This window comes from Devosia sp. (assembly GCF_965229025.1).
In the GTDB taxonomy this organism is placed as follows: domain Bacteria; phylum Pseudomonadota; class Alphaproteobacteria; order Rhizobiales; family Devosiaceae; genus Devosia_A.
In genome coordinates this window covers 1,227,098-1,252,758 of sequence record NZ_OZ245853.1, presented here as the reverse complement: position 1 = coordinate 1,252,758, position 25,661 = coordinate 1,227,098, and the positions used below count along the sequence as shown (strand labels likewise).

At 62.4% G+C, this 25,661-nt stretch carries 28 protein-coding genes and 1 tRNA gene; 7 read left to right on the top strand and 22 right to left on the bottom strand.

What is annotated here, in order from left to right:
- Window positions 1–12: 12 nt before the first annotated feature.
- The 3 genes from ACO06J_RS06265 to ACO06J_RS06255 form a co-directional block, all read right to left on the bottom strand.
- Window positions 13–1,167 (bottom strand): D-alanyl-D-alanine carboxypeptidase family protein, encoded by a 1,155-nt coding sequence (locus ACO06J_RS06265; protein WP_421759846.1) that lies wholly within the window; start codon window positions 1,165–1,167, stop codon window positions 13–15.
- 44 nt (window positions 1,168–1,211) lie between these two features.
- A complete protein-coding gene (locus ACO06J_RS06260; RefSeq protein WP_421759845.1) occupies window positions 1,212–2,216 on the bottom strand; it encodes a septal ring lytic transglycosylase RlpA family protein in 1,005 nt (334 codons plus the stop codon).
- 138 nt (window positions 2,217–2,354) lie between these two features.
- A complete protein-coding gene (locus tag ACO06J_RS06255; protein ID WP_421759844.1) occupies window positions 2,355–3,059 on the bottom strand; it encodes an alpha/beta fold hydrolase in 705 nt (234 codons plus the stop codon).
- A 171-nt stretch (window positions 3,060–3,230) separates the two neighbouring features.
- Here ACO06J_RS06255 and metH point away from each other — a divergent pair, with 171 nt between their 5' ends.
- Window positions 3,231–6,992, top strand: a complete 3,762-nt coding sequence (metH, locus tag ACO06J_RS06250) for a methionine synthase (RefSeq protein ID WP_421759843.1) — start codon at window positions 3,231–3,233, stop codon at window positions 6,990–6,992.
- Window positions 6,992–7,366 (top strand): hypothetical protein, encoded by a 375-nt coding sequence (locus ACO06J_RS06245; protein ID WP_421759842.1) that lies wholly within the window; start codon window positions 6,992–6,994, stop codon window positions 7,364–7,366. Before metH ends, ACO06J_RS06245 begins: the two co-directional genes overlap by 1 nt.
- A gap of 178 nt (window positions 7,367–7,544) precedes the next feature.
- Here the strand turns inward: ACO06J_RS06245 and ACO06J_RS06240 are convergent, their stop codons facing one another.
- The 3 genes from ACO06J_RS06240 to ACO06J_RS06230 all read right to left on the bottom strand — a co-directional run bounded on the left by ACO06J_RS06240 (window position 7,545) and on the right by ACO06J_RS06230 (window position 8,787).
- Complete coding sequence (locus ACO06J_RS06240) at window positions 7,545–8,186, bottom strand: porin family protein (RefSeq protein ID WP_421759841.1); 642 nt, start codon at window positions 8,184–8,186, stop codon at window positions 7,545–7,547.
- A 178-nt stretch (window positions 8,187–8,364) separates the two neighbouring features.
- Window positions 8,365–8,449 (bottom strand) — tRNA-Leu (locus tag ACO06J_RS06235).
- Between the two features lie 104 nt (window positions 8,450–8,553).
- Entirely contained in the window at window positions 8,554–8,787 is a 234-nt protein-coding gene (locus ACO06J_RS06230; protein WP_421759840.1) for a FliM/FliN family flagellar motor switch protein, read from the bottom strand.
- Between the two features lie 66 nt (window positions 8,788–8,853).
- Here ACO06J_RS06230 and lipB point away from each other — a divergent pair, with 66 nt between their 5' ends.
- Complete coding sequence (lipB, locus tag ACO06J_RS06225; protein ID WP_421759839.1) at window positions 8,854–9,600, top strand: lipoyl(octanoyl) transferase LipB; 747 nt, start codon at window positions 8,854–8,856, stop codon at window positions 9,598–9,600.
- Window positions 9,601–9,646: 46 nt separating this feature from the next.
- Window positions 9,647–10,108 carry a DUF4282 domain-containing protein gene (locus ACO06J_RS06220; protein ID WP_421759838.1) on the top strand — a complete coding sequence of 154 codons (462 nt, stop codon included), beginning with the start codon at window positions 9,647–9,649 and terminating at the stop codon, window positions 10,106–10,108.
- A 58-nt stretch (window positions 10,109–10,166) separates the two neighbouring features.
- Here ACO06J_RS06220 and ACO06J_RS06215 read toward each other — a convergent pair whose 3' ends face one another.
- A complete protein-coding gene (locus tag ACO06J_RS06215; protein ID WP_421759837.1) occupies window positions 10,167–10,589 on the bottom strand; it encodes a DoxX family protein in 423 nt (140 codons plus the stop codon).
- 188 nt (window positions 10,590–10,777) lie between these two features.
- Here ACO06J_RS06215 and rimO point away from each other — a divergent pair, with 188 nt between their 5' ends.
- Window positions 10,778–12,118 (top strand): 30S ribosomal protein S12 methylthiotransferase RimO, encoded by a 1,341-nt coding sequence (rimO, locus tag ACO06J_RS06210; RefSeq protein WP_421759836.1) that lies wholly within the window; start codon window positions 10,778–10,780, stop codon window positions 12,116–12,118.
- Window positions 12,119–12,164: 46 nt separating this feature from the next.
- Here the strand turns inward: rimO and ACO06J_RS06205 are convergent, their stop codons facing one another.
- The 7 genes from ACO06J_RS06205 to ACO06J_RS06175 all read right to left on the bottom strand — a co-directional run bounded on the left by ACO06J_RS06205 (window position 12,165) and on the right by ACO06J_RS06175 (window position 18,672).
- Window positions 12,165–12,947, bottom strand: a complete 783-nt coding sequence (locus ACO06J_RS06205; RefSeq protein WP_421759835.1) for an ATP12 family chaperone protein — start codon at window positions 12,945–12,947, stop codon at window positions 12,165–12,167.
- A 3-nt stretch (window positions 12,948–12,950) separates the two neighbouring features.
- Window positions 12,951–13,613 carry an HAD-IA family hydrolase gene (locus ACO06J_RS06200; protein ID WP_421759834.1) on the bottom strand — a complete coding sequence of 221 codons (663 nt, stop codon included), beginning with the start codon at window positions 13,611–13,613 and terminating at the stop codon, window positions 12,951–12,953.
- A gap of 99 nt (window positions 13,614–13,712) precedes the next feature.
- Complete coding sequence (locus tag ACO06J_RS06195; protein WP_421759833.1) at window positions 13,713–14,342, bottom strand: hypothetical protein; 630 nt, start codon at window positions 14,340–14,342, stop codon at window positions 13,713–13,715.
- Window positions 14,343–14,426: 84 nt separating this feature from the next.
- Entirely contained in the window at window positions 14,427–15,413 is a 987-nt protein-coding gene (locus tag ACO06J_RS06190) for an RluA family pseudouridine synthase (protein WP_421759832.1), read from the bottom strand.
- Window positions 15,410–15,787 (bottom strand): fluoride efflux transporter CrcB, encoded by a 378-nt coding sequence (crcB, locus tag ACO06J_RS06185; RefSeq protein WP_421759831.1) that lies wholly within the window; start codon window positions 15,785–15,787, stop codon window positions 15,410–15,412. The genes ACO06J_RS06190 and crcB overlap by 4 nt, the downstream gene beginning before the upstream one ends.
- 54 nt (window positions 15,788–15,841) lie before the next feature.
- The gene (locus ACO06J_RS06180) at window positions 15,842–17,170 is read right to left on the bottom strand and encodes a replication-associated recombination protein A (protein WP_421759830.1); all 1,329 of its coding nucleotides are present in this window, start codon (window positions 17,168–17,170) and stop codon (window positions 15,842–15,844) included.
- Entirely contained in the window at window positions 17,170–18,672 is a 1,503-nt protein-coding gene (locus ACO06J_RS06175; RefSeq protein WP_421759829.1) for a DegQ family serine endoprotease, read from the bottom strand. The genes ACO06J_RS06180 and ACO06J_RS06175 overlap by 1 nt, the downstream gene beginning before the upstream one ends.
- 215 nt (window positions 18,673–18,887) lie before the next feature.
- Between ACO06J_RS06175 and ACO06J_RS06170 the strand changes: the two genes are divergently transcribed.
- On the top strand, window positions 18,888–20,066 hold the full coding sequence (locus tag ACO06J_RS06170; protein WP_421759828.1) for a hypothetical protein: 1,179 nt from the start codon (window positions 18,888–18,890) through the stop codon (window positions 20,064–20,066).
- A gap of 66 nt (window positions 20,067–20,132) precedes the next feature.
- A complete protein-coding gene (locus ACO06J_RS06165) occupies window positions 20,133–20,675 on the top strand; it encodes an AAA family ATPase (RefSeq protein ID WP_421759827.1) in 543 nt (180 codons plus the stop codon).
- A gap of 13 nt (window positions 20,676–20,688) precedes the next feature.
- On the opposite strand, the gene ACO06J_RS06160 is transcribed toward ACO06J_RS06165, so the two are convergent.
- The 8 genes from ACO06J_RS06160 to rpsM form a co-directional block, all read right to left on the bottom strand.
- Window positions 20,689–21,105, bottom strand: coding sequence for a GFA family protein (locus ACO06J_RS06160; RefSeq protein ID WP_421759826.1), 417 nt, complete (start codon window positions 21,103–21,105; stop codon window positions 20,689–20,691).
- Window positions 21,106–21,148: 43 nt separating this feature from the next.
- The gene (locus ACO06J_RS06155; protein WP_421759825.1) at window positions 21,149–21,613 is read right to left on the bottom strand and encodes an SRPBCC family protein; all 465 of its coding nucleotides are present in this window, start codon (window positions 21,611–21,613) and stop codon (window positions 21,149–21,151) included.
- Between the two features lie 2 nt (window positions 21,614–21,615).
- Window positions 21,616–21,930, bottom strand: a complete 315-nt coding sequence (locus ACO06J_RS06150; RefSeq protein ID WP_421759824.1) for an ArsR/SmtB family transcription factor — start codon at window positions 21,928–21,930, stop codon at window positions 21,616–21,618.
- 125 nt (window positions 21,931–22,055) lie between these two features.
- Window positions 22,056–23,096, bottom strand: coding sequence for an NAD-dependent epimerase/dehydratase family protein (locus ACO06J_RS06145; RefSeq protein WP_421759823.1), 1,041 nt, complete (start codon window positions 23,094–23,096; stop codon window positions 22,056–22,058).
- 116 nt (window positions 23,097–23,212) lie between these two features.
- The gene (gene rplQ / locus ACO06J_RS06140; protein ID WP_421759822.1) at window positions 23,213–23,638 is read right to left on the bottom strand and encodes a 50S ribosomal protein L17; all 426 of its coding nucleotides are present in this window, start codon (window positions 23,636–23,638) and stop codon (window positions 23,213–23,215) included.
- A 64-nt stretch (window positions 23,639–23,702) separates the two neighbouring features.
- Entirely contained in the window at window positions 23,703–24,728 is a 1,026-nt protein-coding gene (locus ACO06J_RS06135; RefSeq protein WP_421759821.1) for a DNA-directed RNA polymerase subunit alpha, read from the bottom strand.
- 91 nt (window positions 24,729–24,819) lie between these two features.
- Window positions 24,820–25,212, bottom strand: a complete 393-nt coding sequence (gene rpsK, locus ACO06J_RS06130) for a 30S ribosomal protein S11 (RefSeq protein WP_299637316.1) — start codon at window positions 25,210–25,212, stop codon at window positions 24,820–24,822.
- A 79-nt stretch (window positions 25,213–25,291) separates the two neighbouring features.
- Window positions 25,292–25,660 (bottom strand): 30S ribosomal protein S13, encoded by a 369-nt coding sequence (gene rpsM, locus ACO06J_RS06125; protein WP_421759820.1) that lies wholly within the window; start codon window positions 25,658–25,660, stop codon window positions 25,292–25,294.
- Between the last annotated feature and the right edge of the window lies 1 nt (window position 25,661).

The window sequence follows — 25,661 nt, the reverse complement described above, 5'->3', positions numbered from 1 at the left end:
AGATACACCGTTCTACATCCAGCCGAGCGCGAGTTCCTTGAGGGCGTCGGTGGCCTTGCGGACGATGTCACCCTCGGCAACGTCCTCGCCAGCGTAGAGTGGGGTAACCTGCACCACCTTGCCGCTACACATCACGTTGAGCTCAGCCAACTGGTCGCCCTTCCTCACCGGCGGCAGGATGGGCGCCTTGTAGGTCACCGTCGCCTGCGGGCAGTTCTCGGCGCCCTTGGGCAAGAACAGATCGATGCTGCCATTGCCCACCAGCGATACCTGCCCGCTCGAACCGCCATAGACATTGGCGTAGGTGACTACCTTGCCCTCTGGGTAGACCGGCACCAGTTCGAAGCCCCGTGTGCCCCAAGTGATGAGCTTTCGGGCTTCCTCAGCGCGCTCGGACATTGATTTGAGCCCGTGCAGCACGCCGATCAAGCGGCGGCCGGTGGCGGCAGTGGAAACCACCTCGCCATAGCCAGCTTCCTCGGTATGCCCGGTTTTGAGCCCATCTACGCCGATCCCGATCTCAAGCAGCGAGTTGCGGTTCATCTGGCGGATCTTGTTCCAGGTGAACTCCTTCTCGGAGAAGATCGGGTAGTACTCCGGGAACTGCGCAATGATGAACCGCGCGATGGTCGCAAGATCGCGGGCGGTCGAATACTGGTCGGGGTCAGGCAGGCCGGTGGCATTGACGAAGTTCGAGCCCTTGAGCCCGATTTCCTTGGCCAGCCGGTTCTCCATCTGCGCGAAGCTGACCTCAGTGCCGGCGATACCCTCAGCCAGCGCGATGGCCGCGTCATTGCCCGACTGCACGATCACCGAGCGGATCAGGTCGATCACCGGGATCTTCGAGTTCAGCACGGCAAACATGGTCGAGCCGCCAGAGGAGGCGCCACCGTCGCGCCAGGCGTGCTCGGAGATGAAGAACTCGTCGGTCTCGTTGAGCTTTTTCTGCTGCAGCTGATCGAAGACGACCGCGAGCGTCATGAGCTTGGACATGCTGGCAGGCTCGAGCCGCTCGTCGGCGTTCTTGTTGAACAGGATCGTGCCGGACTCGTAGTCCATCAACACCGCAAACGGTGCCTTGGTGTCGAATTCCTGTGCGAACGCCGGCTGCGCCAGAGCGCTCAGCGCGGCGAGAACGATGACAATGATGAGGTTGAAGTTCCGCAACTTATAACCCCGAAATCCACGGCTATTGGCCAGCCGAAGACATCCTAATAGAGAACTAAGTCGTTGAGGCCAAGTTCCTTTGCGAGCGCCATCACATCGCTGCGAGCAACACCGGGCTTGAGTTTTGTCAACGTCAGGCGGGTGGCATCGGCACCGGGGACGCGGACGGCCTGTTCATCGACGGCACCCAGATACGCAAAGCGCTGGATAACTGCCTCGGCACGCCCCGAGTCCGTGAACACCCCGAGTTCGAGCTTGATCGTGCGATCATCCTCATCGACCGAGGCCACCCAGTCACTAAGGGCCCCTGCCCGCGTCGCCATAGCGTTGACCGCATCGTGGGCATTGTTGATCTCGTCGGCAGCAGCGGTGGTTTCGGCGTAACCGAACATACCGATAATACCGCCGATCAGGTCGGGACTTCCGCCGGATTTCCGGCCGGTGTCGACCATCGCGAAGCGCGTATCACCCTGCTCCATGCGGGTCGGCCGATCGACGCTGGCGAGCAGCATGCGGGTGTCGTCGCCATTCAAAGGCGCTGGGCCGATATACTGGACCTGGATGTTACCCACGCCCGTATCGGCGTAACCGAGGATTTCAGCAGCGCGGTAACTGAGGTCCATCACTCTGCCGTGCATGTACGGACCGCGGTCATTCACGCGAACCACCATTGACCGGCCGTTCTCAAGGTTCGTGACGCGCACATAGCTCGGCAGCGGCAGCACCGGCGACGCACCGGAAATCGCGTTGGCCGAAAAAATCTCGCCATTCGCGGTCTGCCGACCGTGGAAGTCCTTGCCGTACCAGGACGCGCTGCCGCTTGCGACGTAACCGATGGGATTTTCCTGCGGCGTGTAGACCTCGCCGCGAACCGTGTAAGGCTTGCCGACGAGGTACCGGCCACCGCCCCGCGGCGGGTTCTTGGCGGTGCTCAGCCGCGGGCTGACGGCAACGCCGAATTCCTTGGACGTGAAAGCGGCCCGCTTGACGTGTGGAATGCCGCCATCGCTGGAGCACGCAGCCACCACCGGCACAAGCAGAAGGGCCATTGCCAGCAGCCGGGCGGCCGCACGATGGTCGCGAGTAAAAACTGCCAAAGCTGATGGTCCCAAGTCCGAATTCGCGCGCAGTCTACAATTTTCTTCAAATGCGCGAAGGCCTTGGGGTCGAGTATGGTTTCCCGGGGGTTAACGCGACAGGCCGTCGAGCCAACTCAGCAGCGCCGCGTTGACCGCTTCGGGCTGTTCCACCAGCGCCATGTGGCCGGCATTCGGGATAGTCGTGAGGGCGGCGCCACGAATGCCATCCGCCATTTCCTGAGCGACCTCAGGCGGGGTGATGGCGTCTTTATCGCCGACGAGAACAATCGTCGGCACCTCAATGGCGCCGAAGTCGGGCCGCGAATCCGGCCGACCGATGATCGCCTGCTGCTGACGCAGGTAGGTCTCGAGCCCAATGGCTAGCCCCATACGGGTGTGCAGCGCCTTCATTGCCGCGTTCTCGACATTGTCGGGATGCACCGCCAGCGGGAAGGCCGCAGCGATCACCTGAGCAAACTTCCCCTGCCCCGCCAGCGCCATCGCCGCACGGCGGCGCTCAGTGGCCTCCGGCGTGTCTGGGCGCGCCGAAGTATCGACCAGGGCCAGCCCCCTCACCCGCTGCGGCGCCTGCCGCCAGACCTCGAAAGCGATATACCCGCCCATCGAGATACCGCCGAGCGCGAAGCTCGGGGGAGCGGCCGCGAGAATATTTGCCGCAATCTCGCTGATGCTGGACCCGATGGTGTGATTGGCGATGGTCACCGGACCACGCGACCAGAGCGCTGGAGTCTGCGACGCCCAGACCTCCGAAGTGCAGTTAAGGCCGGGAATGAGAAGGATCGGCAGGGTCATGGAGCCGCTTTCGGACGATGATTTCGGTTCTGCCCACGCGGGCGCAATTGTCTTTTACGGCACTTGCTTGCCGCAGTTTCAGCAATCATATAAAGATTTCTTTATATCCCTCAGTGCAAGGTACGCTGAGTGATGGGTATTTTGGCACCACAGGTGCTGGGAAGTCGAGTGATGACCATAGCGCAACACATTGAGAGCGATAGAAATTCCTTGCCGAATGGGGATGAGGTGCGAGCAGCGCTTACCCAGGCGGCGCGCGAACGCATCCTGATCCTCGATGGCGCCATGGGCACGATGATTCAGGGCCTGAAGTTCGATGAGGCGGCTTATCGGGGCGAGCGCTTTGCCGATTGGCACAAGGATGTGCGCGGCAACAACGACCTCTTGAACCTCACCCAACCCGACGCGATCCGCGCCATTCACCTGCAATATTACCTCGCCGGCGCCGACATGGTGGAGACCAACACTTTTTCGTCCACCGACATCGTGATGGCCGACTATGGCATGCAGGAACTGGCCTATGAGTTGAACCTTGCCGGCGCCAAGCTGGCGCGCGAGGCGGCGCAGCAGGCGCTGGATATCGACGGCAAGCGGCGTTTTGTTGCCGGAGCACTGGGCCCGCTGAACAAGACTGCATCGATGTCGACGGACGTGAACTCGCCCGGCCATCGCGGCGTCACCTTTGACCAGATCGTCACCGGCTATGCCGAAGCTATCAACGGGCTGATAGATGGCGGCGCTGACTTGCTGCTGTTCGAAACCATCACCGACACGCTCAACACCAAGGCGGGGATTTTTGCCGCGCAGCGCATCTTCGGCGAGCGCGGCTACGAGTTGCCAGTGATGATCTCGGGCACGATCACCGATCTCTCTGGTCGCACGCTGAGCGGACAGACGCCGACGGCGTTCTGGTACTCGGTGCGGCACGCCAACCCCTTCACCATCGGGCTCAACTGCGCGTTGGGCGCCAACGCCATGCGCGCCCACGTCGCGGAACTGAGCGACGTCGCTGATACGCTGATCTGCGCCTATCCGAACGCCGGCCTGCCCAACGAATTCGGCGGCTATGACGAGAGCCCGGAATTCATGGCGCGGCAACTAGAGGGCTTTGCGCGTGATGGCTTCCTCAACATTGTCGGCGGTTGCTGCGGCTCGACCCCGGACCACATCCGCGCCATCGCAGAGGCGGTCGGCAAATACAAGCCACGCCAGGTGCCCGAAGTGCCGACGCTGCTGCGGCTCTCGGGGCTCGAGCCCTTCACGCTCAGCAAGGACATTCCGTTCGTCAACATCGGCGAGCGCACCAACGTCACCGGCTCGGCGCGGTTCCGGAAACTGATCACCGCCGGCGACTACACCGCCGCGCTCGATGTGGCGCGCGACCAGGTGCAGAACGGCGCGCAGATCATCGACATCAACATGGATGAGGGCCTGATCGACAGCGAGAAGGTGATGGTCGAGTTCCTCAACCTCCTCGCCGCCGAACCCGACATCGCGCGCGTGCCGCTGATGATCGACAGCTCGAAGTTCTCGGTGATCGAGGCCGGGCTCAAGTGCGTGCAGGGCAAGGCGCTGGTCAACTCGATCTCGATGAAGGAAGGCGAAGAGAAGTTCCTCGAAACCGCCCGGCTGGTGCGCGCTTATGGCGCCGCGGTGGTTGTGATGGCGTTCGACGAAGACGGCCAGGCTGACACCTACGAGCGCAAAGTCGCGATCTGTACTCGCGCCTATAAGCTCCTCACCGAAGAGGTCGGTTTCCCGCCCGAGGACATCATCTTCGATCCCAACGTGTTCGCGGTGGCGACAGGCATCGAGGAGCATGCGGGATACGGCGTCGCCTTCATCGAAGCTACGAAGACAATCACGCAAACTCTTCCGCACGTTCATATTTCTGGCGGCATCTCGAACCTCAGCTTCTCGTTCCGCGGCAATGAGCCGGTGCGCGAGGCGATGCACTCGGTGTTCCTCTACCACGCCATCCAGAACGGCATGGACATGGGCATCGTCAATGCCGGCCAGTTGGCGGTGTACGAGTCGATTGACCCCGAACTCCGCGAAGCCTGCGAAGACGCGATCATGAACCGGCGCTCGGACTCGACCGAACGGCTGCTGGAGATTGCCGAGCGCTATCGTGGCGTTGCCGGCCAGGAACAGAAGGCCAAGGACCTCACCTGGCGCGAAGGCACGGTTGAGAGCCGGATCAGCCATGCGCTGGTCAATGGCATCACCGAGTTCATCGAAGCCGACACCGAGGAGGCGCGCCTCAAGGCCGACCGGCCGCTGCACGTCATCGAGGGCCCGCTGATGGCCGGGATGAGCGTCGTCGGCGACCTGTTCGGCACCGGCAAGATGTTCCTGCCGCAGGTGGTGAAGTCGGCGCGTGTCATGAAGCAGGCGGTGGCACATCTGCTGCCGTTCATGGAGGCGGAAAAGAACGCCGATGGCAACGCGCGCGGGCGCCAGTCCGCCGGCAAGATCCTGATGGCGACGGTGAAAGGCGATGTCCACGACATCGGCAAGAACATCGTCGGCGTCGTCCTCTCCTGCAACAATTACGAGATCATCGACCTCGGCGTCATGGTGCCAACCGCCAAGATTCTTGAGACCGCGCGCCGCGAGAAGGTGGACGTCATCGGGCTCTCCGGCCTGATTACGCCCTCGCTCGATGAGATGGTGCATGTTGCCGAGGAGATGGAGCGCGAAGGCTTTACCATCCCGCTGCTGATCGGCGGCGCGACGACCTCGCGCGTCCACACGGCAGTGAAGATCCATCCGCAGTACCATGGCGGACCGACGGTGCACGTCCATGACGCGAGCCGCGCCGTTGGCGTTGTCTCCTCGCTGCTCTCGGGCGAGCAGCGGCCGACCTATGTGGCGGACGTGAAGGCCGAGTACGAAAAGCTGGCGGAAAAGCACCGCCAGTCCGAGGCCGACAAGCAGCGTACGCCGCTGGTTGCGGCGCGGGCCAACCGATTCACACCGAAATGGGACGGCTACGTGCCGCCCAAGCCAAGTTTCCTCGGAACCAGGGTGTTTGAGACCTACGATCTCTCAGAGATCGCCCGCTATATCGACTGGACCCCGTTCTTCCAGGCCTGGGAGATGAAGGGCAGGTTCCCTGCGATCCTAGAGGACAAGGACCAGGGTCCGGCGGCGCGCCAGCTCTGGGACGACGCGCAGAAGATGCTGCAGCAGGTGCTGCAGAAGAACTGGTTCCGCCCCAAGGCGGTGATCGGCTTCTGGCCCGCCAACCAGGTTGGCGACGACATCAAGCTGTTCACCGACGACACCCGGTCGGATGAGCTGGCGATGCTCTATACGCTCCGCCAGCAGCTCTCAAAGACCGGCGGCAAGCCGCACATGGCGCTGGCCGACTTTGTCGCGCCGGTAGGCGCGCCCGACTATGTCGGCGGATTCGTGGTGACGGCGGGTCTCGAAGAGGTGGCGATTGCCGAAAAGTTCGAGCGCCGCAACGACGACTATTCCTCTATCCTGATCAAGGCGCTGGCCGATCGCTTCGCTGAAGCCTTTGCCGAAGTGCTGCATGAGCGGGTGCGCAAGGAATTCTGGGGCTATGGCGCGGCCGAGACGTTTGCGCCGGGTGAACTGATCCAGGAGCAATACCAGGGCATCCGCCCTGCCCCGGGCTACCCGGCCCAGCCCGACCACACCGAAAAGACGACGCTATTCCACCTGCTCAATGCCAAGCAGCGGATCGGGGTTAGCCTCACCGAGAGCTACGCCATGTGGCCAGGCTCATCGGTCTCTGGGATCTACCTGAGCCACCCGGAGAGCTACTATTTCGGCGTCGCCAAGGTGGAACGCGACCAGGTCGAGGACTACGCCCGCCGCAAGGGCATGGCCGTCCGCGAGGTCGAGCGTTGGCTGGGGCCGATCCTCAACTACACGCCGAGCGCGGATAAGGGGGCATGATGGCAGACAACGCTCCGTTCGCGCGCCGCGCCACATCAGTGCCCGTGACCGTCGTCACCAACCAGACCGCTCCCAGCGGTCTTGGCGGGCGCGACACGGCCGTGGTTCGGCTTGAGGCGCCGCTCCATGCCCATGACGCCGGCACCGAGTGCATCGCCTGTGAGGCACGCGGCAATGTTCGGGTCCTCCTGTTCGAACTGCAGGAGAAACTGCGCCTTGGCATGGCGGAGCCGTTCACCCGCGTGGTGGTGGATGCCAGCGCCGTCACTGACGTCGCCGCAGTCACCGACGCCCTCATCCCCGGCAAGCTGCCGGCCTTCGGCCTCCGCGACCACGCGGTGGCCCGCAATTTTCATTTGGCAGAGGTGCTCTGATGGCTATTATGGATCTGTTCTTCCCACCCAAGCCTGTGGCCAAGCCGGGCTCCGCTGCACCCAAGGGCAAGATCCTTGCGGCCGCGCCCGCAGGTGCTGCTTCGGCCCAAAGGAAATGAAAAATCCGGCCACGCGTTACCGCAGGCCGGATCAATCTTGCATCAACTAAGGCCGAGGATCAGAAGCTGAGCTTCAGACCCGCAAGCAAGGTGCTCGTCGGGATGTCGAGCCCATAGCTGCCGGTACCGTCGATGTTATCGGTGCTGTCGAACTGGTTCTGATAGCGGTACTCGACGAGGCCGGTGATGTTGTCGGTCAGCGTTGCGCTGACGCCAGCGATCAACTGGTAGCCAAAGCCGTTGTAGTCGGCTTCGTAGCCGGGCGCCTCGTCAGTGCCCCAGACGTAGCCGAGACCCGCCGCGCCGTAGACGCTGAACGTGTCGTCGAGCTGGATCGTATACTTGAGATTACCCATCAGGCTGGTGGTGGTGTAAAACTCGCCATTGTCCGCCTCGGCATAGTCGCGCGAGGTGTGGAGCACGTCGGCTTCGACCGACAGCCCATCCATCACGACAACACCGATCGTGCCGGCAACCGCGTAACCGAACTCGGTTTCGGAGGAACCGTTATCATTGCCGTTCTGGTAGTAGGTGACGTCGAGGTTCTGCGCCACACCGCCCAAGAGCTGCACATAGATGCTGCTGTTGGCATAGGCGGCATCGACAGTCGCCGGCGGCGGCGCGTCGACGATGAGATCAGCGGCCTGCGCCGCACTGGCCCCGAGCAGCGCGAAAGCGCCAGCAAAAACATAACTACGCATGCGAATCCAATCTGATACTGCGCCCCGGCGAGACCTCTACACCGAAAGGCTTACTTTTTTCTGTGGCAATGCAGCCACCCAGCACCTTATTCGGCGGCGCGAGGAAGGCCGCTGAACCTCAGAAACGACAAAGCCCGCTTGCGCGGGCTTTTAATCGTGGCTCCTTTGAGAGAGCCGATGGTGCGGTCGAGAAGACTCGAACTTCCACGCCTTGCGGCACAGCGACCTCAACGCTGCGCGTCTACCAATTCCGCCACGACCGCACGCCATGGTAGGTGCAACGCCAGAGCGGCGAAGCGAGGCAGCGTGTAGCAACGCGGAACGGATGGTGCAAGCGATTAATTGGCCTCCTGTGGGAAGCACTGCGTCACGGCTTGCGCCGGACCTTTTCGCTGACCTCGACAGTGAGCCGGCCATCCTCCACCTTGACCTCACCACGGGCGATCAGCGTGTTGTTGGCGTAAATGCGCAGCAGATCGTTTTCGCTGGTATCCAGTTCGATCACGGCACCACGGCCCATGCGCAGCAGGTGGTGGATCGGCATCAGGGCCGCACCGAGCTCGACGGTGATATCGACTTCAATTGTGTCTAGAGTGTTCATACATACCAACAACGACCCGCCCGGCTGAATCATGCCGGAGCCCCACAGCCAGAGCATCGACTGCCCATGCTTACCGAAGCGTTAACATCTGTCCCTGAATGCGACACCGGCACCAAACTGCTGCGCGCCGACGCGCGGCCGGTGCAATGGATTATCTCGGACGATGAAGTGCCCTACCCCGAGGCGCTGGCGGCGATGAAGGCACGCGCTGCAGCCATCGCCGAAGGCACGGCCGAGGAATGCGTCTGGCTGCTTGAGCATCCGCCGCTCTACACGGCGGGGACATCTGCCGTGGCGACCGACCTGCTGGCGCCGGGGCGGTTCCCCGTCTACGACGCCGGGCGTGGCGGGCAGTACACCTACCATGGGCCGGGCCAGCGGGTGGCCTATGTGATGCTGGACCTGCGCCAGCGCGGGCGCGACGTGCGCTGCCTGGTGCAGGGGCTCGAAGGGTTGATCATCGACACCCTGGCCGCCTTCAATGTCCGCGCCGGGCGTCGCGAGGGCCGGATCGGCGTATGGGTCGACCGACCGGACAAGGGGATTGGGCGGGAGGACAAGATTGCCGCCATCGGCGTTCGGGTCAGCCGCTGGGTGAGTTTTCACGGCATCGCCATCAACGTGTCACCGACGCTGGAGCATTTCGGCGGCATCGTGCCGTGCGGAATCAGCGATCAGGGCGTAACCAGCCTCGAGGACCTGGGCCAGCTGGCAACGCTCGCCGATCTCGATATCGCGCTCAAGGCAGAATTCGAGCGCCGCTTCGGGCCAGTGGCTGTCATGCAGCCCGAGGGCCTTGTGTCGGCGGCCTGAGAGCCGCATTTTAATCAGAGGCCCCGATTCCCAAGAGGAACAGGACATGACGCTCGACGATCTCAAGAAAATCTTCCTCGGCCGGACTCTATTTCGGCTTGAAACCATCCTGTCTCCAAGGCTCGTACCCGTGCTTTACGCGGCAGGGCTCGCAGCGCTGCTGTTGTGGGCAGTGACACACCTCTTCGCAACGTTCGGCCATACCTTCGGCGACGGCCTGTGGGGCTTGCTGGAAATCGTCGTGTTCGGGGTGTTCGGCGTCATCGTGCTGCGCGTCATCTGCGAGATGCTGCTGGTCTACTTCAAGGCCAACGAGACGGTCGTTCGCACGGTGAGCCTCAGCCGGATATCGACCTCGCTGATCGACGAAGTGCGCGATGCGATCCACGACATCGCGGCTGACGAAGATGCGACTTCAACCGATACAGATGATGATGACTTGCCGCCGCCGGCTTCCGGCGTGAGGCGCTCCGCCAAGCGGTCGCAGCCCAAGCCGCCTGACCTGTGAAGCCAGGCGACCCGGAAAGCACGAAGGCCGCCCCATCGGGCGGCCTTTTTTCTTTAGGTCAGGCTGCGACGGTCTTTCGACGGGCGCCGAGCATATGGTCCAGCGCCCAAGCGCCGGGGCCTGAGAACACCAGATAGAGGAAGACGAAACAGAACAGCACCGCCGCGTCGCCACCATTGCTGACCGGGATGATGCTGCCACCCATCGGCACGTGCATCGCCCAGAAGGCGTAGGCCATCTCGGCCGCGAGGATAAAAGCGACGGGACGGGTGAACAGGCCAAGCAGAATTGCGAGCCCGCCAAACACTTCGAGAATGCCGGCGAGGCCAAACAGCGAAAGCAACTCGACGCCGCCAGGCATCTGCGATGCGGGGAAGCCGAACAGCTTCTGCGTACCGTGCGCCATGAAGGTGAGAGCCGTTGCGATGCGGAGTACGGCCAGCGCCTGGGGCGCATACTTGTTCAAAGTGTCTGAATTCATTGGAGGTTCCTTGCTACTGCGCCTGGGAGGCGGCGCCAGGAACAGCCAATAGAGGAGCATCGGGCTGCGTCAAATGAAGGAACGGTAAGCTAACGCGCTGTTGATCGGCCGTGATCAGGGCAGGCCTGCTTCAATCGCAGGGTGACGATGATTGCTTTTTCCGCCGATTGGCGTAAAGGCATGCGCCCATGAGCCAAGCACCAAAAATCGGCCTTGTCAGCCTCGGCTGCCCCAAGGCACTTGTTGATTCCGAACGCATCATGACGACGCTCCGCGCCCAGGGCTATGCCTTCTCGCGCGACTATGCCGGCGCCGATATCGTTCTGGTCAATACCTGCGGCTTCCTCGACAGTGCCAAGCGCGAGAGCCTCGAAGCCATCGGCGAAGCGCTGAGCGAGAATGGCCGCGTCATCGTCACCGGCTGCCTCGGCGTCGAAGAGGACATGATCCGCGCCACCCATCCGAGCGTGCTCGCCGTTTCTGGCCCGCACCAGTATGAGCAGGTGGTCAACGCGGTGAACCAGCACCTGCCGCCGGTGCCGAACAAGTTCGTCGACCTGGTGCCAGAGGCGGGCCTCAAGCTTACGCCCAAGCACTACGCGTATCTGAAGATTTCCGAGGGCTGCAACAACCGCTGCTCGTTCTGCATCATCCCGCAGATCCGCGGTGACCTCGTGTCGCGCCCGATCGCGAGCGTCCTCTATGAAGCCGAGCGCCTGGTGGCGTCCGGCGTCAAGGAACTGCTCGTGATCAGCCAGGACACCTCGGCCTACGGCGTCGATATCAAGTACTCCAATTCCAAGTATCGCGGCCAGGACGTCTCGGCGAAGTTCCAGACGCTGGCTGAGGAACTGGGCAAGATGGACGTTTGGACCCGGCTCCACTACGTCTACCCTTACCCCCATGTCGACAGCGTCATTCCGCTGATGGCCGAGGGCAAGATCCTCCCTTACCTCGATATCCCCTTCCAGCACGCCTCACCGAGCGTCCTGAAGGCGATGCGGCGCCCGGCCAACCAGGTCAAGACGCTCGACCGCATCCAGTCATGGCGCGCCATGGCGCCCGACCTTGCCATCCGCTCAAACTTCATCGTCGGCTTCCCCGGCGAAACGGATGAGGATTTCGAATTCCTGCTCGATTGGCTGGACGAGGCACAGATCGACCGCATCGGCTGCTTTGAATATGAGCCGGTAACCGGCGCGCCCGCAAACGAACTCGAGGGCATCGTCCCCGACGAAGTGCGCCGCGAGCGCTATGAGCGCCTGATGGAAGCCGCGCAGGACATTTCCGCCGATGTGCTGGGCCGCAAGGTCGGGCGGACCATCGACGTACTGGTCGACGACGTGGAGCCCGACACGGGCCGCGCCATCGGCCGCAGCCAGTGGGACGCACCGGAAATCGACGGCCAGGTCATCATCCACGAAGCCGACGGCATCAAGCCGGGCGACATGGTGTCGGTGACGATCACCGAATCCGACGAGTACGACCTGTTCGGCGTGCCAGCAGCACTTGCGGCCAAGGCGAACTAACCAAGATGCTACCTTCTCCCCTCGGGGAGAAGGTGAGGTGCACCGCTCAAGCGCTCTTCTGTAACATCTCCAGCACCCTGACCGCAGCGTCAAAGTCGCGCCTGCGCTTCGTGCGGCGATCGGTGGCTTCCTCCACCGCGCCCCAGAGGCGGATGTTGTGGTCCTCGTCCACGTGGGCGGCCAGCCATACCGCCTCAGCATCCAGCAGCGCTTCACGGAGCGCGATGGCGAGGAGGCCAGAGCCGGCGATGCCGGTGATCGAATTCAGCACCACCAGCTCGATGAGGCTCGCGTCGGCAAGCGAGGCGGCGAGCTTTTCGAGCGTCGGCGCCGGTTGTGGCTGGTGGATGATGCCGACGGTCGGCTGAAAAGCGATCTCGAAGCGGCGGGCGAGCTTGATGAGCGCATCATCCCAAACACGCTCCTGCTCCATCACCAGCTCGCGCGGGGAATCGGCGCGATAGAGCAGCAGGTCGTTGCCCGCAAACTTGATGATCTCGTCGCGCAGGGCCGGCAGGCGGGCCTCGCCGGCGTCGATGGCAGAATTGACCAGCCGGACGACGGGCATGCCAGCGGGGTCGATGTACGTTCCCTGCGCCGCCCATTCGGTCGCCATGGCGTCGGCCAGCGGCTCTATCGGCACCGCGACCGGCTTGAGGCCCGGTGTGCGCGGCGATTTGCCATCGAGCGTCACGGCATAGCCACCCGGCACGGCCGCGACGCCGACTTCCTTGTAAAACCGCTTCGGCAGTTCCACCTTGTTGAGGTGCTGCGCGCGCCCGTAGCCATCGGTGCGATGCTGGTCGGCTTCTTCGAGAAATTCGCGCATGACTTACCCCAAGATCGTGGTGACGGCGTCGTCGAGCTCGTCATAGTTGTTGATGAGAATCCTGGCACCCGCCTGGCGCAGCGTCTCGGCCTCGTGATAGCCCCAGGTGACCCCGATCGCGGCCACGCCGGCGGCAACCGCCAGCTCCATGTCGAACGTCGTGTCGCCGATCATCACTGTCTCGGAGGGCGTCGCGCCGGTTTCGGCCATGGCGCGGAGCAGCATGCCCGGATGCGGCTTGGACGGATTGTGGTCGGGGGTCTGGAGCGTGACGAAATGGTCGGCAATGCCGTGCTTGCCGAGAATACGGACGACGCCGTTCAGGCCCTTGCCGGTTGCTACGCCGAGCTGCGTGTCAGGCATCATGCCAAGCCGCTCCAGTGCCTCGCGCGCACCGGGATAAAGCGGCTCGCGGTCGAAATTCTCGGTAAGCGACGCGGCGTATAGGCTGCGGTATTGACCAACGAGCCCCTCGATCAGGTCAACATCGTCGGTCCTTGCCAGCTGCCCGATGGCGATTGGCAATGAGAGGCCGATGATGGTGCGGGATTCCGCAGGTGTAGGCGGCACCAGTCCCAGGGAGTTGAACGCCGACGCCATGTGTTCGGCAATCAGCGCCTGCGTATCGATCAGGGTGCCGTCCATGTCGAACATGACCAAGCGCATCGGTAGCTCCTAGTGAGGCGCAACGGGCGCCGTCCCGCTGGCTGAAAACCACAAATCGCGGAGCAAGTCACGCTCCGCGATTGTGGGAGGCGTGAGACCTCAGTTCGGAGCGAAGCAGTAGAAGAGCCCGGAGCCGCCCGTGCTGACGAGATTGTCCTGGCTGCACCCGCGCGAGGGATGCGCGGCATTCCAAGAGGTAGCGGTGGCCAGTGTATCCGGGCCGAGACGATCAGCATGGCCGAGCATGGCTGAACCCTCACCATTGAGCGTCCAGTCACCGCAGGTCATCCCGGCAGCGAACGTGCCGTCCTCGTTGGAGCCGGTCAGCATGTCGTGCGTGTTGGGCGTGTCACCGCGACCTGGGACGATCGCGCCAGTCTCGGTCAAAGCCGTCTGCTTGGTGATGTTATTGGACGTACTGTGCAGGCTGGCAACGTCGGTCGCGATCACGTCGCCCTTGAAGTTCTGCCACGGCCCCTTCCCGATCCTGTCCTTGGCGTTGATGCCGTCGGCGCTGAGATAGGCTTTCCAGTCAGTGATGGTCGATCCCGCTGCTGCGGCCAATTGGCTGCAGTGCGCGTCAGCGCCGGCGATCCCGCCGAGGTTTGCCCCATCGCCGGACCCGACGCTGGTGACAAAGAACGTCATCTTCGAGACATCCTGCGCCATGGCAGGTGCGGCAATGGCAAGCGAGACCGCGGCAATTGCGGTCAGAACGATCGTCTTCATTGTCATCTCCCTTAAAGACCCGGAATGGGGCATAAAGGAAACGCTGGAGGTGGCCGTTTAGTCCTCCCGCTCGCGCAGACTTGATCAGAAGTCTTCGGGATCCTGATCCTGTGCATCATAGCGATCAGCGTCGAAGCCGAGCACATCGAAGGTCGCCGCCATGTGCGGCGGGAGCGGGGCTGAGATATCGAGCATCTGACCGCTCCTGAGCGGCAGTGTGATGCGGCGGGCATGAAGGTGGAGGCCCTTCGAGATCTGCTCGGGCGCTTCCCAGTTCTGTATGTTGAAATAGCGCGGGTCGCCCATAATCGGGTTGTGGAGCTGCGCCATGTGCACGCGCAACTGGTGCGTTCGGCCGGTAACCGGCTTCAGCGTAACCCAGGCAAAGCGGCGAGCCGCCGTGTCCGTGGTGGAATAATAGGTCATCGAGTGCTGGGCGCCGGGCGTGCCCTGGCTCACCACCACCATCTGCTCGCCACCAGTGGTCGCCTGCTTGGCGAGGAAGCACGAAATGTTCCCCTGCTTGGGATGCGGGTTGCCCCAGACCACGGCCCAATAGATCTTCCGCGCCTGCCGCGACGAGAAAACCGTGCCAAAATGTGTCGCTGCGGCCTTGGTCTTGGCGACGACGAGGCAACCAGATGTGTCCCGGTCAAGCCGGTGCACAAGGCGCGGGGCCTCGCCCTTCTTGTTGGGCAGGCTCTTCAGCAGCCCATCCATATGCCGCTTGGTGCCACTACCGCCCTGCGAGGCGAGCCCGTGCGGCTTGTTGAAGACGTAGAGATCATCATCCTCATAGAGGATCAGGTCACGCAGGAAGTCCGCGTCCTTGTTGTTGATCTCGCCTTCCGGCCGCTCGGGAGCCGCTTCGATGGGTGGTACGCGCACCACCTGCCCCGCGATGAGCCGGGTGTTGGTTTTGACCCGGCCGCTATCGACCCGGATCTGGCCCGAACGCATGAGCTTTTGCAGATGCCCGAAGGTTACCTGCGGGAAATGCGTGGCAAACCAGCGATCGAGCCGCATACCGTCTTCGTCGCGGGCGACGACCTGTTGACGGACCCCGCTCATAGCGCAACCCGCATGGCGTAAAGGCCCATCATCAGTCCGATCAACGAGAGAATTACCGAGGCAAGGATATAGGTGACCGCCTGGACGATATCCCCGCGCTCGATCAGCGTGATGGCATCGAGCGAGAAGGCAGAAAACGTCGTGAAACCGCCGAAGATGCCGACGGCAACAAACAGCCGGATTTCGCTCTGGTATTGCGGCGTGGTCTTGGCGAGAAAACCGACCAGCACGCCCATCGCGATCGAGCCGAGGATATTGATGAGCAGCGTTGCGAGCGGAAAGCCATTGGCGGTGGTGCCCACAGCTGTCGAGAAGCCGTAGCGCGCCATGGCGCCAAGCGCGCCGCCGATGCCAACAAGGAGGTAAGGGGTCATGACCTGTCTTTAAGGTCGAACCCCCAAGAAAACCAGCCCCCTGTTACCAGGGGACTAGCGCTGGTCCGTTTCGCCCTTTTGAACCCGCAGCCGGGAGAAGTAGTCGAGACGTTTCTTGATCTCGCGTTCAAAGCCGCGTTCGACCGGGCGGTAGAATTCCTGGCGGCCCAGTTGCTCGGGGAAATATTGCTGGCCCGAAAAGCCTTCCGGGGTGTCGTGGTCGTATATGTACCCCTCGCCGTACCCCTGCCCCTTCATCATCTTGGTCGGGGCATTGAGGATCACCATGGGTGGCGTTGGTGAGCCCGACGAGCGGGCGAGCGCCATGGCTTCGTTGAACGCCACCTCAACGGAATTCGATTTGGGTGCCGTGGCGAGATAGACGGTAAGCTGCGCCAGGGCCAGTTCACCCTCCGGCGAACCCAGCATCTCATAGGCGTCGCGTGCGGCGATGGCGAGCGGCAGCGCCTGCGGATCGGCCATACCGATATCCTCGCTGGCCATACGGATGAGCCGGCGGGCTAGAAACAGCGGGTTTTCGCCGGCAACCAGCATACGCGCCAGATAGTAGAGCGCCGCATCCGGATCGGACCCGCGCACGGTCTTGTGCAGCGCCGAGATCAGGTTGTAGTGGCCGTCCTGCTTCTTGTCGTAGATCGGCGCCCGGCGCTGCACGACCTGCAACAGCTTTGCCTTGTCGAGGATTTCGTCCGGCTTGGTGGCAGCAAACACCTCCTCCACCAGCCCCAGCATGGCGCGGCCGTCGCCATCGGCGAGTTCGTAGAGCGCGGCACGCGCATCTTCGTCCAGTGGCAGCTTCTGACCGAGCGTTGCCTCGGCACGCGCCGCCATCTGCTCGAGCTCGTCGGGCGTGAAGGATTTTAGCCGCAGCACCTGGGCACGCGACAGCAGCGCGGCGTTGAGCTCGAAACTCGGGTTCTCGGTGGTTGCGCCGACGAGAACCACCGTCCCGTCTTCCATCACCGGGAGGAAGCCATCCTGCTGGGCGCGGTTGAAGCGATGGATTTCATCGACGAACAGCAGCGTCTTGTGACCGGCCATGCGCTCGAAGCGCGCTTCTTCGAACACCTTCTTGAGATCGGCAACGCCCGAGAACACCGCAGAGATCTGCTTGAAGCGGTAGCCGACCTGATCGGCAAGGAGGCGGGCGATCGTGGTCTTGCCGGTGCCCGGCGGCCCCCAGAGGATAAGCGAGCCCAGCCGGCCCGAGGCAATCATCCGGCGCAGCGTGCCATCGGGACCGAGCAGGTGTTGCTGGCCGATCACTTCATCGAGGGTCTGTGGGCGCAGCCGGTCGGCGAGCGGGCGGCTTTCGGCCGCCTCTGCTTCGATCTCCGGGGTTGCGCCAAACAGATCCGTCATCAGCCGCTAACCTCGGCGCGCATGGTGCGGCCGCCGCGCTGCAGCGTCACGCGCCAGCTTTGCGGGCGGGCATCGGCGATCGATTTGAAGCTGTCAGCGTCCACAGTGTCCTTGCCGTTGAGATTGAGGATCAGGTCCCCTGCCCTTAGCCCCATGTCGTCAGCGGGGGAACCACTTTCCACCGAACGGACCAGTACTCCCCGCGTTTCAAACGGCAGGCCCAGCTCCTGCGCCACGGCAGGAGTGACGGTTTCCACCGTGGTACCAGAGAACCGCGTATTGCCCGAGACGGTGACCGACTTGCCGGCCTCGGGTGGCGCAGCGAGCGTAATCTTCAGGTTTTCGGTTTTGCCGTTGCGGAAGTACTGGATGTCGGCACTGTCGCCGACCTGCTTCGTCGCGAGGCGGAAATCAAAGGCGCTGGGCTGCTCGATCGCGAAGCCATCCACTGACAGGATGACGTCGCCATCCTTGAACCCGGCTGTTTCGGCCGGGCCTTTGGGCGCCAGTTCACTGATGAGCGCCCCACGGGCATGGCCGAGCCCCAGGCTGTCGGCAAGATCGCTGGTGACGGACTGCAGCCGCGCCCCGAACCAGGGCCGCACCAACGCACCGCCCGAAATGCCGGTCTCGGCGACCAGCTTGGCCATATTGGCCGGGATGGCAAAGCCGATGCCCACCGAGCCGCCCGAGCGCGACACGATCGCAGTATTCACCCCGACCAACCGGCCGTTGAGGTCGACAAGCGCGCCACCGGAATTGCCCGGGTTGATGGCCGCGTCGGTCTGGATAAAGAACTCGTAGTTCGAGCTCTCAACCCCGGTGCGGGCCAGTGCCGAAACAATGCCGCTGGTGACAGTCTGGCCGACACCAAAGGGATTACCGATGGCCAGCACCAGGTCGCCCACCTGGAGTGCATCGGAATCAGCGAATTCAAGCGCTGGGAATGTCGCGCCCTTGGCATCGCGTACCTTGAGGACGGCGAGATCAGTCTTGGGGTCATCGAGTACGAGATCGACTGCATACTCATCACCACTGGTGGTGGCGATGCGGATGTCAGTGGCGCCCTCGATGACGTGATGGTTGGTCAGGATCACGCCAGCCCCATCGACGATCACACCTGAACCCAGCGACTGCGACTTCTGTGGGCGGCTGTCGCTGAACGGACTGTCGCCGCCAAAAAACTGCTGGAAGAACGGATCGTTGAGGAATGGCGAACTGCTGCCCTGGCTGATGGTGGTGGCGTAGACATTGACCACCGAAGGCGTAACCGCCTTCACCACCGGCGCAAAGCTCATCTGCACTTCGCCGCGCGACTGCGGGACAGCTGTCACCGTCGCGGCCGCGGGCTTGGCTTCAGCGGCATTTGCTTCGATGCTGAGCGGAGCGGCTACTGGCAGGCCTTGTGGGGGCGCAGGATTGATCATCGGCCCGACGATCACCGTCAGCGCAACACCGGCCAGAAGCGCCGCTGCAATTGCCAAAATTCCCCTCGTAGTCATGATCGAATCCTCAGCCCGTTCCGTAACAGAAGCCTTGCGGCACACGCGCCGCGAGACCCCGTTGAGCCCTGTGAATCTGTCGCCTTTAAGGTGCCGCGATTACAGATTTGTAATCGGTGAAATATGACGTTGCCCACCAGGTCAATCGACCCTATATGCAGCGCTCGCTTTTTATTCCCCTGCCACCTCCCGGACCCCTGAAAGGTTAGCCGCCCATGACTGAGCCAACCACGGTCTTTGCCAACACTTCGCAGCTTATTGCGAGCGAAGAACCGGATTTTCCGAGCTTCCTCTATTCCAAAAAGGAGCTGCACCGGGCGACGAAGGTGTTCAGGAAGGGCTTTGATGGGCTCTTGACCTATGCGGTTAAGTGCAACCCGTCGCCGCACGTCATCAAGCAGTTGCACGAAGAGGGGCTCAAGGCATTCGACGTCGCCTCGAACACCGAGATGGAACTGGTGCGCGACCACGCCCCGGGTTCGGTGATGCACTACAACAACCCCATCAAGAACAAGCGCGAGATCGAGCGCGCCTACGAAGAGTTCGGCGTGCGCTCGTTCACCATCGACCATCCGCAGCAGCTCGACCAGCTGGCAGCCGTGGTGTCGCCGTCGCGCGACATCGAGGTCACCACCCGCTTCAAGGCCGGCAAGGCGCTGAAGTCCTATGACTTTGGTATCAAGTTCGGCGTCATGCAGGACGGCGCGGCCGAAATCGTCAGCCTCGTCGACCAGATGGGCTACACGCCCTCGCTCTGCTTCCACGTCGGCAGCCAGTGCGAAGACGCCTATGCCTATGAGCGGCACATCGCGGCGGCCGCCAAGATCGCCGAGGAGAGCGGTATCACGCTCAAGCGCCTCAATATCGGCGGTGGCTATCCGGCCCCCTACCCGACCAGTGAAGCGCCGCCGATGGACCATTATTTCGATACCATCTCCGCCGCAGTGAAGGACAACTTTGGCAACAGCCCACCCGAGCTGATCATCGAGCCCGGCCGCGCGCTGGTGACTTCCTCCACCTCCCTGCTGTTGCGCGTCAAGCATCAGCGCGGCGGCCAGTCGGTCTACCTCAACGATGGCGCCTATGGCGCGCTGATGGAAGTGAAGTTCATGCACTTCACCCCGCCCGTGCGCGTCTGGCGTGGCCCCCGCCTCCACGACAACGACGGCGAGTTCTCGGAGTTCACCGTCTGGGGCCCGACCTGCGACAGCTACGACGTGCTGCCGCAGGTGTTCACGCTCCCCGCCGACATCGACGAGGACGACTGGATCGAGTTCGGCCTGATGGGCGCCTACACCCAGGCTTCGCTGACCCCGTTCAACGGCTTCGACCGCCGCGACCAGTATTGGGTTGATGACGTCTACACCGGCAAGGACATGCAGCCGGCCGAGTAGGCTAGTAGGTATCGTGTTTCTGAAGGCCATCCGAAAGGGTGGCCTTCTTCGTCTCGGGAGGTTGGAATGGGTGAATTTCCGCCGCTTGCGGCACTGGGACCGCGGGTCATGATCTGCGGTCCATCGAACTCGGGCAAATCGACGCTGGCCGTGGCGCTGGCCGCCAAGCTTGGCTGCGAGGCGTTCCATGTCGATTTGTTCCGGCATCTGCCGGACACCGACTGGGTGCAGCGCCCTGACGCGGAATTCGCGGCGCTGCACGATGCGGCGATCCAGGAGGAGCGCTGGGTAATGGATGGGAACTACTCCACCCTGATGCCGCAGCGTTTCGCCCGGGCCACCGGCATCATCCTCCTCGGTGACAGCCGATGGGCTAACTTCGCGCGCTACGTACGGCGCACGCTGTTCCAGAAGCGGTCACGCCCCGGCTCTCTTGCCGGCGACAAGGACAGCATCAAGTGGGAGATGATCCGCTGGATCCTCCTCGTCCAGCCCCCGATGCGCGAGCAGAACCGGCAGCGGCTGAAGGCAGCAGGCCTGCCGATGCTGGAGCTCAATTCGATGCACGAACTGGCGCGGCTCTATGAGGCGTGGGGGCTAAAGCTGTGAGCCTCGCGTTCCTCTAGCCGGGTGGCATCCTGTCGAACTTGGGCAGCGCCGCGTCCAGCTGGTCCCAGGCATGCCCGCCTTTCGTGTATGTGACGGCTTGCGGGACAAACTGACCAGGATCGTCGAGACTGGCAGCGGTCACCGCAATCAGTTCCGGCATCGCCTCGAACGTGAGGAACACAGGCGTTCCGCATGTCGGGCAGAAGGCATGAATTTTCTCGTTCCCGCTATCGCCCTCTACCCGCCATGTGCTCGCGTGGCCAGTCACCTGCAATGCAGCCCGCTGGCCAAACGTCACGTATGAGCTGTGCCCCGTGCCGCTGACCTTCTGGCAGTCGCGACACTGACAGTGGTTTTGGAATATTGGCACACCGCTAGTTTCATAGCGAATGGCGCCGCAGGCGCAGCCACCGGCATAGGTCTTGGACATACAAACGTTACTCTGCGAGGTGGGCGGGTGGTGCGGCTAAGGATCAGGCCGCTTTTGGTTTCGCCCACAGGTCGATACCCCGACCTGTTTCGAGGAAGGACTTGAGGCTGGACAGCACTGCCGGCCATCCCTTCCGGATGCCCCTGTCCATGCCGCTTTCGGCCGTCAGTTCGTCATGCGTGACAGTCAGTTTGACCATCTCGTCGTATTCCTCGATCGCGAAGGTCACTCGGCTGTGGCTTGCGGGATCAGCGGCCTGCGAAGCATTCGCCCAACTGATGACCAGCCGCGTTGGCGGCGTGCTCTCGATCACATTGCCAATCAGCTCGATCGTCCGCTCGTCATTGGCGCGAACATGCTGCCAGGTCGATCCCGGCTGCCAGTCGGAGACATTTTCGTGACCCCAATAGCGCCTGGCGATCTCTGGCCTGACTATGGCCTCAAACACCTTCTCCGGGGTTGAGAGGATGTAGGTCACGTACACAAAGCTCGTCTTCTCGTTCGCCATCATCACTCTCCCTCGAGTTCCTTTTTCAGATCGTGCAGCAGGCCGAGCCGCTGACGTTCGAATTTCCGCACCCACCGCTCGTATACCTCGTGCAGCGGCACGGGGTTGATGAAGTGCAGCTTCTCCCGGCCACGCCGGGCGGTGCTGATCAGATTGGCAGCCTCCAGGGTTTCCAGATGCTGAGTGGCAGACTGCCGCGCCATCTCCAGATTCTCGCAAAGCTCGCCCAGCGTCTGACCGTTCTTCTCATACAGAAGGTCCAGCAAACGCCGGCGCGTCGGGTCGGCCAACGCTTTGAAAACCTTGTCGGCGTCCATGGACTCTCTCAATCACGCAAACATTATATGCAGGCTTTTACCTGCATATCAAGCCAAAAGGCGGCGACAACCGCCCTACCCCACAATTTCAGATCGGGTGACCTGTTGCCGCGCTGAAAAGGCGGCTACTTCGGCTTGTCGACAACCAGCCCAAGCCGCAGCGCGCTTTCGGCGGTGGCGAGGATCGACTCCTTGGCGCCTATGAACTTGCGGCCCAGCAGCGCCTCGCCTTTGCTGCCATCAAAGATCTTCTCGTTGCCGATGTCATTGATGATCTGTCGGGCGGGCCCGCCGAGGCTGGCGATGATCCTGATCAGCCAGTCCGGCACCTGCTTGGTGGTGATGTTCCGGTCCGGATAGGCCTCGCGGAGAACATCCGCGACCTTGGAGAACGGCGTGTAGTCGGACGTCGCGAGATAGCGCTGGCCGATGGCCTCCGGCTTTTTCAGCGCAGCGACATGGAGCGCTGCGACGTCGCGCACATCGATGATCGAAAAGCCGTTGCTGGGCATTGCGGGCACGGCACCCGCAAGCAGCCCTGAGACCATCCCGATCGAAATGCTGGCGTCCTGATCAACTGCGGGCCCGATAATGGCGCCTGGATGGATTGTGGTGAGGTCCATGCCATTGGTCTTCGCAAACGCCCAGGCAAACTGCTCGGCCTTGGTCTTGCCGATGCAGTAGGCCCATTTCCAACGCATACCGTCGAGGTTGGTGAAGTCTTTCTCGGTGTAGACACGACGTCCCGACGTGTGCCCGAGGCCATAGCCAACCGTAGCAATCGATGAGGTCAGGATGAAGCGCCTGATGCCAGCGGCCTGGGCGAAGCGAAGCACCCGCTCCGTACCCTCGAGCGCCGGGCGAATGACAAGGCTCTGGTCCTTGGGCTCATCGGCACGAATGGCCGTCGCAATGTGCATAACAGCGGCCACGCCCTTCATGGCAGCAGCCCAGCCCGCATCGTCGAGAAGATCCGCCTGCTCCAATTCGAGGCGCGACAGAACCTCCGGACCAGTCTGTGTGGCGACGCCGGCCCGCACTTCGGCATCCTTGGCTAAGGAGCGGACGGTGCCGCGAACGCGATAGCCCGCCTGCAGCAACTGGATGACGGTCCACTTGCCAACAAAGCCGGTGGCGCCGGTAACCAGGATCAGATCTTCAGCCATGTTCGCTCCCCAAACCCTCGCCCTTCCGAATTGGCCGGAATTGGTTCGGAGGTCAAACGAAAAGGCGGCCCAGTGTCCCGGACCGCCTTTTCAATTTCTAACGGGACGTCGCGCTATTACGCGGCGACGGACTCGTCGTCCGAGCGATCCATCACCGGACCAGAATCGAGGCCCTTTGCATCGATGTCGCGATCGACCAGCTCAATGACAGCCAGCGGGGCGTTGTCGCCGTAGCGGAAGCCAGCCTTGAGGATGCGGATATAGCCGCCGTTACGGTCCTTGTAGCGCGGACCGATGGTCGCAAAGAGCTTGCGAACCTGGTCCTCATCACGCATCTGCGCGATGGCCTGCCGGCGAGCGTGCAAGTCGCCCCGCTTGCCCAGTGTGATCAGCTTTTCGACGATCGGACGCAGCTCCTTGGCCTTGGGCAAGGTCGTCACGATCTGCTCGTGCTTGATCAGCGAGGCAGACATGTTTGCGAACATGGCCTTGCGATGTGCCGAGGTCCGATTGAGCTTACGGTTGGTGTTACCGTGGCGCATTTTAGTACTCCCTAAGGCCCGGGCGTCTCACGACGGGCGGTTGGTCAGTTGGGTCTGGGCGCGATCAATAATGATCTTCGTAGCGCTTGGCCAGATCGTCGATGTTTTCTGGCGGCCAGTTCGGCACGTCCATCCCGAGGTGCAGACCCATCTGAGCCAGCACTTCCTTGATTTCGTTGAGCGACTTGCGGCCGAAGTTCGGCGTCCGCAGCATCTCCGCTTCGGTCTTCTGGATCAAATCGCCGATATAGACGATGTTGTCGTTCTTCAGGCAGTTCGCCGAACGGACCGACAGTTCCAGTTCGTCGACCTTCTTGAGCAGCGCCGGGTTGAAAGCAAGCTCCGGAACGGATTCCTGGCTCTTTTCCTTCGTCGGCTCTTCGAAGTTGACGAACACCGACAGCTGATCCTGCAGGATACGCGCAGCATAGGCCACGGCGTCTTCCGGCGAGATCGCACCGTTGGTCTCGACTGTCAGCGTCAGCTTGTCCTTGTCGAGGCTTTCACCAGCACGGGTCGCGTCGACCTTGTAGGAAACGCGGCGCACCGGGGAGAACAGAGCATCGACCGGGATATAACCGATCGGAGCGTCGTCGGGGCGGTTCTTGTCCGCCGGGACGTAGCCCTTGCCCGTATTCACGGTGAATTCGATGTTGATTTCGGCACCGTCATCGAGGTGGCAGATGACGAGGTCGGGGTTCAGAACCTCGATGTCGCCAGTCACCTTGATGTCGCCTGCAACCACAGCACCGGGACCCTGCTTGGTCAGCGTCAGGCGCTTGGGGCCTTCCGCATTCATCTTGAGGGCGATTTCCTTGACGTTGAGGACAAGGTCGGTGATGTCTTCCCGCACGCCCGGAAGCGACGAGAATTCGTGCAAGATGCCGTCGATCTGGATTGCCGTCACCGCCGCGCCCTGAAGCGAGGAGAGCAGCACGCGACGAAGCGCATTGCCCAGGGTGAGGCCATAGCCGCGCTCGAGCGGCTCTGCGACGACCGAAGCCGTGCGCACGCTGTCGCTACCCGAAACGATGTCCAGTTTGGTCGGCTTGATGAGTTCCTGCCAGTTCCTCTGGATGGTCACGGTCACGTCCTTTCATTTGAGCGGTCCGCCGACCGCCTATCCGCCAATGCAATGTCTCCCCCGGCGCGGAAGCGCGCCGGGCGATCTACCGATAGAACTAGACGCGACGGCGCTTGCGCGGCCGGCAGCCGTTGTGCGGGATCGAGGTGACATCGCGAATGCTGGTGACATTGAAGCCAGCAGCCTGCAGCGCGCGCAGCGCCGATTCACGACCCGAGCCAGGACCGCGGACTTCGACCTCAAGGGTCTTCATGCCGTGTTCCTGGGCCTTCTTGGCCGCGTCTTCTGCCGCGACCTGGGCAGCATACGGAGTCGACTTACGCGACCCCTTGAACCCCATCACGCCCGAGGACGACCACGAAATCGTGTTGCCCTGCACGTCGGTGATGGTGACCATGGTGTTGTTGAACGACGCATTCACATGCGCCACGCCATTGGTGATATTCTTGCGTTCTTTACGCTTAACGCGAGCGACTTCAGGCTTAGCCATTTAGTTCCTCTGTTCGATATCGTCGCCGCCAGAAGCGATATTGCTCCAGCAGCTCCACCGAAGGGCGAATGCCCTGTAATTACTTCTTCTTGCCGGCGATCGGCTTAGCCGGACCCTTGCGGGTGCGCGCATTGGTATGCGTGCGCTGGCCACGAACCGGCAGACCCTTGCGGTGACGCAGGCCACGGTAGTTGCCCAGGTCCATCAGACGCTTGATGTTCATCGCCACGTTACGGCGAAGGTCACCTTCCACGACGTAATCGCGGTCGATCGTCTCACGGATCTGGATCACTTCGGCGTCCGTCAGTTCATTGACGCGACGGTCGGCAGGGATGCCAACCTTCTCAGTGATATCCTTGGCGAACTTGTCGCCGATCCCGTGAATGTACTGCAGCGCGATAACAACGCGCTTATTGGTCGGGATATTGACGCCAGCAATACGAGCCACG

Coding starts and splice junctions, on each gene's coding strand:
- ACO06J_RS06260 (WP_421759845.1), bottom strand. CDS start 2,216: ATGGCCCTTCTGCTTGTGCCGGTGGTGGCTGCGTGCTCCAGCGATGGC.
- ACO06J_RS06255 (WP_421759844.1), bottom strand. CDS start 3,059: ATGACCCTGCCGATCCTTCTCATTCCCGGCCTTAACTGCACTTCGGAG.
- metH (WP_421759843.1), top strand. CDS start 3,231: ATGACCATAGCGCAACACATTGAGAGCGATAGAAATTCCTTGCCGAAT.
- ACO06J_RS06245 (WP_421759842.1), top strand. CDS start 6,992: ATGGCAGACAACGCTCCGTTCGCGCGCCGCGCCACATCAGTGCCCGTG.
- ACO06J_RS06240 (WP_421759841.1), bottom strand. CDS start 8,186: ATGCGTAGTTATGTTTTTGCTGGCGCTTTCGCGCTGCTCGGGGCCAGT.
- ACO06J_RS06230 (WP_421759840.1), bottom strand. CDS start 8,787: ATGAACACTCTAGACACAATTGAAGTCGATATCACCGTCGAGCTCGGT.
- lipB (WP_421759839.1), top strand. CDS start 8,854: ATGCTTACCGAAGCGTTAACATCTGTCCCTGAATGCGACACCGGCACC.
- ACO06J_RS06220 (WP_421759838.1), top strand. CDS start 9,647: ATGACGCTCGACGATCTCAAGAAAATCTTCCTCGGCCGGACTCTATTT.
- ACO06J_RS06215 (WP_421759837.1), bottom strand. CDS start 10,589: ATGAATTCAGACACTTTGAACAAGTATGCGCCCCAGGCGCTGGCCGTA.
- rimO (WP_421759836.1), top strand. CDS start 10,778: ATGAGCCAAGCACCAAAAATCGGCCTTGTCAGCCTCGGCTGCCCCAAG.
- ACO06J_RS06205 (WP_421759835.1), bottom strand. CDS start 12,947: ATGCGCGAATTTCTCGAAGAAGCCGACCAGCATCGCACCGATGGCTAC.
- ACO06J_RS06200 (WP_421759834.1), bottom strand. CDS start 13,613: ATGCGCTTGGTCATGTTCGACATGGACGGCACCCTGATCGATACGCAG.
- ACO06J_RS06195 (WP_421759833.1), bottom strand. CDS start 14,342: ATGAAGACGATCGTTCTGACCGCAATTGCCGCGGTCTCGCTTGCCATT.
- ACO06J_RS06190 (WP_421759832.1), bottom strand. CDS start 15,413: ATGAGCGGGGTCCGTCAACAGGTCGTCGCCCGCGACGAAGACGGTATG.
- crcB (WP_421759831.1), bottom strand. CDS start 15,787: ATGACCCCTTACCTCCTTGTTGGCATCGGCGGCGCGCTTGGCGCCATG.
- ACO06J_RS06180 (WP_421759830.1), bottom strand. CDS start 17,170: ATGACGGATCTGTTTGGCGCAACCCCGGAGATCGAAGCAGAGGCGGCC.
- ACO06J_RS06175 (WP_421759829.1), bottom strand. CDS start 18,672: ATGACTACGAGGGGAATTTTGGCAATTGCAGCGGCGCTTCTGGCCGGT.
- ACO06J_RS06170 (WP_421759828.1), top strand. CDS start 18,888: ATGACTGAGCCAACCACGGTCTTTGCCAACACTTCGCAGCTTATTGCG.
- ACO06J_RS06165 (WP_421759827.1), top strand. CDS start 20,133: ATGGGTGAATTTCCGCCGCTTGCGGCACTGGGACCGCGGGTCATGATC.
- ACO06J_RS06160 (WP_421759826.1), bottom strand. CDS start 21,105: ATGTCCAAGACCTATGCCGGTGGCTGCGCCTGCGGCGCCATTCGCTAT.
- ACO06J_RS06155 (WP_421759825.1), bottom strand. CDS start 21,613: ATGGCGAACGAGAAGACGAGCTTTGTGTACGTGACCTACATCCTCTCA.
- ACO06J_RS06150 (WP_421759824.1), bottom strand. CDS start 21,930: ATGGACGCCGACAAGGTTTTCAAAGCGTTGGCCGACCCGACGCGCCGG.
- ACO06J_RS06145 (WP_421759823.1), bottom strand. CDS start 23,096: ATGGCTGAAGATCTGATCCTGGTTACCGGCGCCACCGGCTTTGTTGGC.
- rplQ (WP_421759822.1), bottom strand. CDS start 23,638: ATGCGCCACGGTAACACCAACCGTAAGCTCAATCGGACCTCGGCACAT.
- rpsK (WP_299637316.1), bottom strand. CDS start 25,212: ATGGCTAAGCCTGAAGTCGCTCGCGTTAAGCGTAAAGAACGCAAGAAT.